This is a genomic window from Sphingopyxis sp., from assembly GCF_025869345.1.
GTDB lineage: Bacteria > Pseudomonadota > Alphaproteobacteria > Sphingomonadales > Sphingomonadaceae > Sphingopyxis.
In genome coordinates this window covers 1-9,963 of the sequence record NZ_JAOZVW010000062.1, presented here as the reverse complement: position 1 = coordinate 9,963, position 9,963 = coordinate 1, and the positions used below count along the sequence as shown (strand labels likewise).

Genomic DNA, 9,963 nt, shown 5'->3' with positions numbered 1-9,963 from the left:
CCCGCTTCGGGGGGCCCCCTTCGCCGGCGGGTGCAAGATGGAACCGGCCGGAGATGGGTCCCCGCCTTCGCGGGGACGCAGGTTTTTTCCGAAGCGACCCGATCTTCTTCTTCGCGCCTTTGCGCCTTTGCGTGAGACAATCCAGAAACCGCACCCTCCCCCTCCCTCCCCGCTCGAACCCAAATGGATCAGGATGTTGCGGGCCAGCCGGTTGCCGCCACCCGCTTTCGCCGATAAGAGGCGCAGGACCATGAGCGAAGAGCTGCTTTCCTTTGAACCCGCGACCGGAAACGAGCTGTGGCGCGGCGCGGTCAGCGACGTCGACCGGGAGGTCGAAATCGCACGGCGCGCCTGGCCCGAATGGGCAGCGAAAGCCCTCACCTTCCGATCCGAAACGCTCCGTCGCTTCGCCGACCGGGTCAAGGCCGAGGCCGACACGCTTGCCGACCTGATCGCGCGCGAGACGGGCAAGCCCTTGTGGGAAGCGCGCACCGAGGTCGAATCGGTCGCGAACAAGGTCGACATCTCGATCAAGGCCTATGCCGAGCGCACCCCCAACCGCCGGATCGAGGGCGCGATGGGGCTGCGCAGCGCGGTGCGCCACAAGCCGCACGGCACGCTCGCGGTGCTCGGCCCCTATAATTTCCCGGCGCATCTGCCGAACGGCCATATCGTCCCCGCGCTGCTCGCGGGCAATTCGGTGCTGTTCAAGCCCTCCGAAAAGACCCCGGCGACCGGCGCCAAGCTGGTCGAGCTGTTCCATAGCGCGGGCGTGCCGCAAGAAGTGCTGCGCCTCGTCATCGGCGGCCCCGACACGGGCAAGGCGCTCGCGGGCCATGCCGGGCTCGACGGCCTGCTCTTCACCGGCTCGGCGCGCACCGGCATCGCGATCAACCGCCAGTTCGCGAGCCAGCCTGGCAAGATCGTCGCGCTCGAAATGGGCGGCAACAACCCGATCGTCGTCTGGGACACCGCCGACATCGCCACCGCCGCGATATTGGTGGTCCAGTCGGCGTTTCTCAGCGCCGGGCAGCGGTGCAGCAACGCGCGCCGCCTGATCGTCAAGGACAGCCTGGCCGACCGGCTGCTCGATGAAGTGAAGACGCTCGCGAACCGGCTGATCGTCGACCATCCGCACGCCGACCCCGCGCCCTATATGGGGCCGGTGATCGACAATGAGGCAGCCGACGGCCTGACCGAGAGCTTCCTCGTGCTGATGTCGAACGGCGGTCAGGTGATCCGCCACATGACGCGCCCGGTCGCCGGCCGCCCCTTCCTGACCCCCGGCATCATCGACGTCACCGCGATGCCCGAGCGCCCCGACATCGAGCTGTTCGGCCCACTGCTCCAGGTCATCCGCGTCGACAGCTTCGAGGCCGCGATCGCCGAGGCGAACAACACCGCCTTCGGCCTCTCCGCGTCGCTGATCGGCGGCACGCCGCAGCTTTACGACCAGTTCTGGGCCAATGCCCGCGCCGGGGTGATCAACTGGAACCGCCCGACCAACGGCGCCTCCTCCGCCGCCCCCTTCGGTGGCATCGGCCTGTCGGGCAATCATCGTCCGAGCGCCTTCTACGCCGCCGACTATTGCGCCTATCCGGTCGCGAGCAGCGAAAGCGACGCAATGCGCGCCTCGATCGGCGTCGGCCTGCGCGATCCCGAAGGGTCGCAGTTGGTGCGAAAAAACTTTCTCTGACCCCGGCAAATTTTGCTTCATCGCCGTCAATAAAGCCTGTTTTGCCATTCGGGCCGCGCGGCAGCATCTACGCTGCATGGCAAAGACTCTCCCTCCCGCGGGCAAGCTGTGGCTCGTCGGCGCCGGTCCCGGCGACCCCGACCTGCTGACGCTGCGCGCCGCGCGGCTCATCGCAAGCGCCGATCTGATCGTCCATGACGGGCTCGTCGGCGACGGCGTGCTCGCACTGATTCCGGCGCATGTCGAGCGGATCAGCGTCGCCAAACAGCGCAGCCGCCACACGATGCGGCAGGAGCTTATCAACGAACTGATCGTCCGCGAAACGCGCGCCGGCAAGCAGGTCGTGCGGCTGAAGGGCGGCGATCCCTTCATCTTCGGGCGCGGCGGCGAGGAACTCGAGGCGGCGCGCGCCGCGGGCGTCGCCTGCGAGGTCGTTCCCGGCATCACCGCCGCGGCGGGCTGCGCCGCGCAGGCGGGCCTCCCCCTCACCCACCGCGAGGATGCGAGCGCGGTGAGCTTCGTCGCCGGCCAGTGCAAGGATCTGACCGATCAGGACTGGTCGGGGCTCGCGGGCCACGGCCGCACGCTCGTCATCTACATGGGACTCGCGACCGCCTCCGCCATCGCCGACAAGCTGATCGCCGACGGCGTCTCGCCCGGCCTGCCCGTCGCGGTGGTCGAGCGCGGCACCAGCGCCGACGCGCGCGTGCTGCGTACTTTGCTCACCGACCTCGGCGATCTCGTCGCGCGCGAGCGGGTGGCCAGCCCCGCGCTGATCATCGTCGGCAAGGTCGCGGCGCGCGCCGATGCGCTCGACTGCCTCGGCGCCCCCGCAATTTCGACTGCTCTGAAGGACATCTCATGCGAATCTTAACCGGCAACGACCTGAAAACAGGCGCCGTTATCTGGTGGACCGGCCGCGGTTGGTCGATCCATGTCGAGGACGCTGCCGACGTCGGCGAGCATGGCGAGGCGATCCTCGCCGCCGAGGATGGCGCGCGCCGCGTCAACGGCGGCTACATCATCAACGCCGACGAAACGCCGAAGGGGCCGCGCCCCGCGCATATCAAGGACCGCATCCGCGCGCTCGGCCCGACCGTGCGTCCCGACCTTTCCCTGAAACCCGCCGACCCGGCCGCCGGCGAATGGGTGATCTGACATGTATCAATATGACAAGTACGACCAGGCGATGGTCGATGCCCGCGTCGAGGATTTCCGCGACCAGGTGCGCCGCCGCATCGCCGGCGACATGAACGACGACCAGTTCAAGCCGCTGCGGCTCAAGAACGGGCTCTATCTTCAGCTTCACGCCTATATGCTGCGCGTCGCCATTCCCTATGGCACGCTCGACTCGCGCCAGCTTCGCAAGCTTGCCGAGATCGCGCGCAAATATGACCGCGGCTACGGCCATTTCACGACGCGGCAGAATCTCCAATATCACTGGATCAAGCTGGAGGAAGCGCCCGACATCCTCGCCGAGCTGGCGACGGTCGAGATGCACGCGATCCAGACCAGCGGCGAGAGCATCCGCAATATCTCGGCCGACCAATATGCGGGCGCCGCCGCCGACGAAATCTGCGACCCGCGTCCCTGGGCCGAGCTGCTGCGGCAGGCGACGAGCTTTCACCCCGAATTCAGCTATTTGCCGCGCAAGTTCAAAATCTGCGTCATCTCGTCGCCCGCCGACCGCGCGGCGCTACGCTGGCACGACTGCGCGCTGCGCATCGTCCGCAACGAAGCGGGCGAGGAAGGCTTCGAGGTCTATGCCGGCGGCGGCATGGGGCGCACCCCCTTCATCGCCTACAAGATCCGCGACTTCTGCCCGGCGGCGCAGATCTTCTCATACATCCAGGCGATCCTGCGCGTATGGAACCTTCACGCGCGGCGCGACAATATCCACAAGCAGCGGATGAAGATCCTCGTCCACGACCTCGGCGAAGAGGAATTCCGCCGCCAGGTCGAGGAGGCGTTCGAGCATTTCCTGACCCTCGGCACCGATTTCCCGCAGGCCGAATATGACCGCATCGCGGCCTATTTCGCGCCGCCGCCGTTCGAGACGGGCCTGCCCGAGGAGATCGACCGCACGGACCCCGACTTCGCTTTGTGGGTCGATCAGCAGGTCATCGCGCACAAGGCGCCGGGCTATGCGATCGCCAACATCAGCCTGAAGCCGATCGGCGGCATCGGCGGCGACGTCACCGCCGAGCAGATGGAGGTCGTCGCCGACCTCGCGAAACGCTACAGCTTCGACGATGTGCGCGTCACCCACGCGCAGAACCTCGTCCTGCCGCACGTCCGCAAGATCGACCTCTACGCGGTGTGGGAAGCGCTGCGCGAGGCGAAGCTCGCCGATGCGAACCTCGATCTCGTCACCGACGTCATCGCCTGCCCCGGCCTCGATTACTGCACCCTCGCCAATGCGCGCTCGATCCCGGTCGCGCAGAAGATCCAGCAGCGCTTCGCCGACATGGACCGCCAGCGCGACCTCGGCGAACTCAAGATCAAGATTTCAGGCTGCATCAACGCCTGCGGCCACCACCATGCGGGGCACATCGGCATCCTCGGCGTCGACCGCAAGGGGACCGAGAATTACCAGCTTCTGCTCGGCGGATCGGGCGCGGAGGATACGACGCAGGCCAAGATCACCGGCCCCGGCTTCGACGAGGACGGCGTCGTCGACGCGGTCGAACGCGCGGTCGAATGCTATCGCACGCTCCGCGACCCCGGCGAGCGCTTTCTCGACACCTATCGCCGCGTCGGCTTCGACGCCTTCAAGGAGGCTATTTATGGCTGATGCGCTGCGTTTCCGGAACGACGACCCGATCGAAGAACCCGCGGTCTCGCTCGACGCCTTCCTCGAACAGGACGGCGCCAGCGCGGTCCGCGTCGAGGCCGGCGACGACCCGAGCCGCCTGATCCCGCACCTCGCCCGCGTCAAGCTGGTCGAGATCGGCATCCCGCGCTTTCGCGACGGCCGCTGCTTCACCTCCGCGCGCATCCTGCGCGAGGCGGGCTATGAAGGCGAGCTGCGCGCCGAGGGCGACATCCTCGTCGACCTCGTCTTCTTCATGCGCCGCTGCGGCTTCGACAGCTTCGCGCCGCAGGCCGGGCTGAACCGCGCCGACGTCGACGCGGCGCTCAGCCGCTATGCGAACGTGTATCAGAACGCCGCCGACGGCAGCGTGCCGATCTGGAAGCTGCGGCATGGCTGACTTTGGCAAATCCGTTCGTGCTGAGGAGGGACTGAGCCTGTCGAAGGCCCGTCTCGAAGCACCGTATGCGGCCCTTCGAGACGCCGTTTCGACAAGCTCAACGGCTCCTCAGGGCGAACGGCAAGAGGTGGAAGCGTCGCGCACCCGCGACCGGATCGACGTGGCGCCGCGCTTCACGCAGGCCGACGTCATCCGCCTCAACAATCTGTTCCGCGGCCAGGATGCGGCAGAGGCCGTCGCGAGCGTGATCGGCGCGGGACTGCTCGGCGAGACCGCGATCGTGTCGAGCTTCGGCGCCGAAAGCGCGGTGCTGCTCCATCTGGTCACGCGCGCCGCGCCGGACATGCCGGTGCTGTTCCTCGACACGGGCAAGCATTTCCCCGAAACGCTCGCCTATCGCGACGAACTCGCGGCAAAGCTCGGGCTCAACCTGATCACTATCACCCCCGATCCGGACGAGCTTGCGGCGAAGGACGCGACCGAACTGCGCTGGTCCTACGATCCCGACGGCTGCTGCGAGATCCGCAAGGTCAAGCCGCTCGAAAAGGCCCTGACCGATTTCGACACCTCGATCACCGGCCGCAAGGGCTTTCAGGCGTCGACCCGCGCCGGCCTGCCGCGCTTCGAACTCGACGGCACCGCCGGGCGCCTGAAATTCAACCCGCTCGCCAACTGGACGCGCGAAGACCTCGATGCCTATTTCGCGGCGCACGACCTGCCGCGCCACCCACTCGAGGCGGAAGGCTATCCCTCGATCGGCTGCTCGCCCTGCACCTCGAAGGTCAAGCCCGGCGAAGACCCCCGCGCGGGTCGCTGGCGCGGCTGGGACAAGACCGAATGCGGCATCCACAGCGAGGTGACGCCGGTGGGCGACGATCCGGCGAACGACCCGGCGTTCTAAAAACCCCGTCATTGCGAGCGTAGCGAAGCAATCCAGAGCGGCGTAAACCGCCCTGGATTGCTTCGCTACGCTCGCAATGACGAGGCTATTGGGCGACAGGCCTACTCATAATCCGCATAGGCTTGGCTTTCATCGGCCAGGTCGCTGAACTTGGTCGTCTTCGCCTCGAAGTGCAGGCGCACCTTGCCGGTCGAGCCGTGGCGGGATTTGGCGACGATGACTTCGGCCAGGCCGAAGACGCGTTCCATCTCGGCCGCCCATTCCTCATGCTGGGCATGAATCTTCACATCATCGCCCTCGACCGGGCGCTTGGGCTCGCGCGCCGCGACGTAATAATCCTCGCGAAACACGAAGAGCACCATGTCGGCATCCTGCTCGATCGAGCCCGATTCGCGAAGGTCGGAGAGCTGCGGCCGCTTGTCCTCGCGGCTTTCGACCTGGCGGCTGAGCTGCGACAGCGCCATGACCGGAACATTAAGTTCCTTCGCCAACGTCTTCAATCCGCGCGAGATTTCTGAAATCTCCTGCACGCGATTATCGCCGCTCCGCGACGAGCCCTGAAGCAACTGAAGATAGTCGACGATGATGAAGCCGATGCCGTGGCGGCGTTGCAGGCGCCGCGCGCGGGTGCGCAGGCCCGCGATCGTCAGGCCCGGCGTGTCGTCGATGAACAGGGGCAGGGTCTGGAGCGTCTGCGCGGCGCGGCTCAATTGCTGGAACTGCTCCTTGCTGATCTTGCCCATGCGCAGCGCTTCGCCCGACACCCCCGATTGTTCGGCGAGGACGCGCGTCGCGAGCTGGTCCGCCGACATTTCGAGGCTGAAGAAAGCGACCTTCGCACCCATGTTCTTCTCAGGGGGAATGCCGTCCTCTTCGTCGCGGCGGAAACGCTCGGCGGCGTTATAGGCGATGTTGGTCGCGAGCGAGGTCTTGCCCATGCCCGGACGGCCCGCGAGGATCATCAGGTCCGAATTGTGCATGCCGCCGATCTTGGCATTCATGCTGCCGATGCCGGTGGTGATCCCCGACAGGTGCCCGCCCGAATTGAGCGCGCGTTCGGCCGCCTGCAAGGCGGTGAGGCTCGCGGTGCTGAAGCTCTTGACCGACCCCATCTCGGCCTCGCCGCCCGCGACGCGGTAGAGCGCGGTCTCGGCCTCCTCGATCTGCGCCTGCGGATCGACGCTCTCGCTCGTGTCGAGCGCGCTGTCGACGAGGGTGCGCCCGACCCCGACGAGTTCGCGGAGCAGCGCAAGGTCGAAAATCTGCCGCGCGAAGTCGCGCGCGCCGATCAGCCCGGCGCCGCTGCCGGTGAGCTGCGCGAGATAGCCGACCCCGCCGACCGCCTTCATCGCCTCGTCGGCCTCGAAGAAGGGCTTGAGCGTCACCGGGGTCGCGATGCTGTTGCGCTCGATCAGCGCCATCGTCTGCTGAAAGATGCGGCCGTGGAGCGGTTCGAAGAAATGATCGGGGGTCAACGCGACGGGCAGGTCCTCAACGACTCGATTGTCGATCAGAATCGCGCCGAGAAACGCGGCCTCGGCCTCGATATTGCGGGGCAATTGGCGGTCTTCCCCGGTTGCGGCCGGGGTGGGAATCAAGGCGAGTTCGGGCATGGCAGCCTTCATGCGATGGCGCGGCGGACGGTGCAACAAGCGATGCCGAGGAAGCTATCATAGTTGTGGGTTGCTGTGAATAAGTCGCCCCCTTGCCCTTCGCGGCGCGGCAAGTAGAAGCACAGGCAGCATGTCCGACGCCGATCCTTCCCAACAGCGCATCATCTCGATCGATCTCGACGAGGGATCGATCATCTGGCGCAATCCCGATGTCGAGCAGGAACGGCGCGTCGCGATTTTCGATATTCTCGAAGACAACAGGTTCGTGCCGCAGCGCGGCCACCCCGACGGCTATGCCGGCCCCTATCGCCTGCTGCTTCGCGTCGAGGAAGGCCGGCTGATCTTCGAGATCAGCCGCGAGGATCATTCGCCGCTCGAGGCGATCATCCTCGGGCTCGGCCGGTTCCGCCGCCCGATCCGCGACTATTTCGCGATCTGCGATAGCTATTATCAGGCGATCAAGACCTCGACCGCGCAGCAGATCGAGACCGTCGACATGGCGCGGCGGGGCTTGCACAACGAAGCGGCCGAGATGCTGATGGACCGGCTCGACGGCAAGATCGCGGTCGATTTCGACACCGCGCGGCGATTGTTCACGCTGATCTGCGTCCTCCATATCAAGGGTTGAGGATGGCGACGGGGGCACGCAGCAGGGGCAAGGCGGCCACGCCGGCCCGCGATTGGCGCGGCGCCGCGGCGCGCGTCCTGCGCCGGATCGGCGGCGCGCTGGTCCTGCTCTTCCTGCTCGCCGGCATCGCGCTCTGGTGGGCGTCGCGCTGGACGCCGTCGCGCGAGTTGTTCCCGACCCAGGGAGTGACGATCGACGCCAGCAACGGCGAGGTGCGCTGGGGGTCGATCAAGGCCGCGGGCGCCGATTTCGCCTATGTGGTGGCGACCACGGGCGACGAGGACGTCGACCCGATGTTCCAGCGCAATCTGGCGGGCGCGCGGGCGGCGGGGATTCCGGTCGGCGTGATCCACCGCTACAGCCTCTGCGGGCTCGCGACCGATCAGGCCGCGAACTTCATCCGCCACGTGCCTCGCCGCGCCGACATGATGCCGTCGATCGTCTGGCTCGATTTCGACGACCGCTGTCCCGACCGTCCGACGCGCGCGCTGCTGCGCTCCGAACTCGCGACCTTCCTCGCGCAGATCGAGGCGCATATGGGGCAGGAAAGCCTGATTGCGCCGAGCGCCGGGTTCGAGGCCGACTATGGCGTCACCGGCGCGATTTTCCGCACCGCAGCGATGCGCAGCGACTTCTTCGAGCCCGACTATGGCGCGCATCCCTGGACGATGTGGCAGGCGAACCGCTATCTTCGCGTGCCCGGAGCGGACGGCACGGTCCGCTGGAATGTGCTGCGCCCCAAGGGAGAGATGCGATGAGCGATGGAAAATCCGCCCTGATCGACGCCGCGCGCGATGCCGCGAGCCGCGCCTATGCGCCCTATTCGGGCTTTCACGTCGGCGCCGCGCTGCTGCTCAAAAATGGCGACGTCGTCACTGGAGCCAATGTCGAGAATGCCAGCTATGGCCTCACCCTCTGCGCCGAGACGAGCGCGGTCGCGAAGATCGCGAACGAGGGCTGGATCGGCGAACTCGCCGAGGTCGCGATCGTCGGCGGGCGCCCCGACGGCAACGCGCTGGTCGGCAGCAATCCCGTGCATCCGTGCGGCCGCTGCCGCCAGATTTTGAACGAAGCCGCCGAGCGATCGAAGACCGACATCCTGATCCATTGCGCCTCGGGCGACGGCGATGCGGTGAAGAGCTATCGGCTCAGCGAACTGCTGCCCGCGTCCTTCGGGCCGAAGGATCTGGGTCTGATCGACTGACCGCTTGCGAAACCGGAACAGGACCGACAAGACAGCCGCATGAGCATTCTTTCCGATAAATGGATTCGCGAAGCCGCCCGGACGCAGGGGATGATCGAGCCATTCGTCGAGGCACAGCGCCGCGACGGCTGCATCAGTTACGGCCTCTCCTCCTACGGCTATGACGCCCGCGTCGCGCCCGAGTTCAAGATTTTCACCAATGTCGACAGCGCGGTCGTCGACCCCAAGGATTTCGCGTCGAACAGCTTCGTCGACCGCGAAACCGACGTCTGCATCATCCCGCCGAACAGCTTCGCGCTGGCCCGCACGGTCGAATATTTCCGCATCCCGCGCGACGTTCTCGTCATCTGCCTCGGCAAGTCGACCTATGCGCGCTGCGGCATCATCGTCAACGTCACCCCGCTCGAACCGGGCTGGGAGGGCCATGTGACGCTGGAGTTTTCGAACACCACCCCCTTGCCCGCCAAAATCTATGCCAATGAAGGCGCGTGCCAGTTCCTGTTCCTGGCCGGCAATGAACCGTGCGAGACGAGCTACGCCGACCGCGCCGGCAAATATATGGGACAGAAGGGCGTGACGCTGCCCAAGCTTTAGGTGAGCCGACACATTTGAAGGTCCGGAAGCGACCGAAAAGCCAACCTATCCTTCATCGTCATCCCGGACTTGATCCGGGATCCATTCATCCGGCGCTGAGACAGTGGATCCCGGA

Annotated in this window: 11 protein-coding genes; 10 read left to right on the top strand and 1 reads right to left on the bottom strand. The window is 66.4% G+C overall.

The window, feature by feature from the left end; genetic code table 11:
• Window positions 1-250 precede the first annotated feature (250 nt).
• From astD to OJI97_RS06750, 6 genes are all read left to right on the top strand, one after another.
• On the top strand, window positions 251-1,696 hold the full coding sequence (astD, locus tag OJI97_RS06775) for a succinylglutamate-semialdehyde dehydrogenase (RefSeq protein ID WP_297662296.1): 1,446 nt from the start codon (window positions 251-253) through the stop codon (window positions 1,694-1,696).
• A gap of 76 nt (window positions 1,697-1,772) precedes the next feature.
• Window positions 1,773-2,570 (top strand): uroporphyrinogen-III C-methyltransferase, encoded by a 798-nt coding sequence (gene cobA, locus OJI97_RS06770; protein ID WP_297662295.1) that lies wholly within the window; start codon window positions 1,773-1,775, stop codon window positions 2,568-2,570.
• Window positions 2,558-2,854 (top strand): DUF2849 domain-containing protein, encoded by a 297-nt coding sequence (locus OJI97_RS06765; RefSeq protein WP_297662294.1) that lies wholly within the window; start codon window positions 2,558-2,560, stop codon window positions 2,852-2,854. Before cobA ends, OJI97_RS06765 begins: the two co-directional genes overlap by 13 nt.
• Before the next feature lies 1 nt (window position 2,855).
• Window positions 2,856-4,490 (top strand): nitrite/sulfite reductase, encoded by a 1,635-nt coding sequence (locus OJI97_RS06760; protein ID WP_297662293.1) that lies wholly within the window; start codon window positions 2,856-2,858, stop codon window positions 4,488-4,490.
• Window positions 4,483-4,908: a DUF934 domain-containing protein gene (locus OJI97_RS06755; protein WP_297662292.1), complete on the top strand. Its 426-nt coding sequence runs from the start codon at window positions 4,483-4,485 to the stop codon at window positions 4,906-4,908. Before OJI97_RS06760 ends, OJI97_RS06755 begins: the two co-directional genes overlap by 8 nt.
• A gap of 127 nt (window positions 4,909-5,035) precedes the next feature.
• Entirely contained in the window at window positions 5,036-5,809 is a 774-nt protein-coding gene (locus OJI97_RS06750) for a phosphoadenylyl-sulfate reductase (protein ID WP_297662291.1), read from the top strand.
• Between the two features lie 101 nt (window positions 5,810-5,910).
• On the opposite strand, the gene OJI97_RS06745 is transcribed toward OJI97_RS06750, so the two are convergent.
• Window positions 5,911-7,422: a replicative DNA helicase gene (locus OJI97_RS06745; RefSeq protein WP_297662297.1), complete on the bottom strand. Its 1,512-nt coding sequence runs from the start codon at window positions 7,420-7,422 to the stop codon at window positions 5,911-5,913.
• A 130-nt stretch (window positions 7,423-7,552) separates the two neighbouring features.
• Here OJI97_RS06745 and OJI97_RS06740 point away from each other — a divergent pair, with 130 nt between their 5' ends.
• The 4 genes from OJI97_RS06740 to dcd are packed head-to-tail and all read left to right on the top strand — an operon-like array spanning window position 7,553 to window position 9,848.
• Complete coding sequence (locus tag OJI97_RS06740) at window positions 7,553-8,050, top strand: UPF0262 family protein (RefSeq protein ID WP_297662290.1); 498 nt, start codon at window positions 7,553-7,555, stop codon at window positions 8,048-8,050.
• A gap of 2 nt (window positions 8,051-8,052) precedes the next feature.
• Complete coding sequence (locus tag OJI97_RS06735; RefSeq protein WP_297662289.1) at window positions 8,053-8,808, top strand: GH25 family lysozyme; 756 nt, start codon at window positions 8,053-8,055, stop codon at window positions 8,806-8,808.
• A complete protein-coding gene (locus OJI97_RS06730) occupies window positions 8,805-9,254 on the top strand; it encodes a cytidine deaminase (protein ID WP_297662288.1) in 450 nt (149 codons plus the stop codon). The genes OJI97_RS06735 and OJI97_RS06730 overlap by 4 nt, the downstream gene beginning before the upstream one ends.
• Before the next feature lie 39 nt (window positions 9,255-9,293).
• On the top strand, window positions 9,294-9,848 hold the full coding sequence (gene dcd, locus OJI97_RS06725) for a dCTP deaminase (protein ID WP_297662287.1): 555 nt from the start codon (window positions 9,294-9,296) through the stop codon (window positions 9,846-9,848).
• Window positions 9,849-9,963 lie beyond the last annotated feature (115 nt).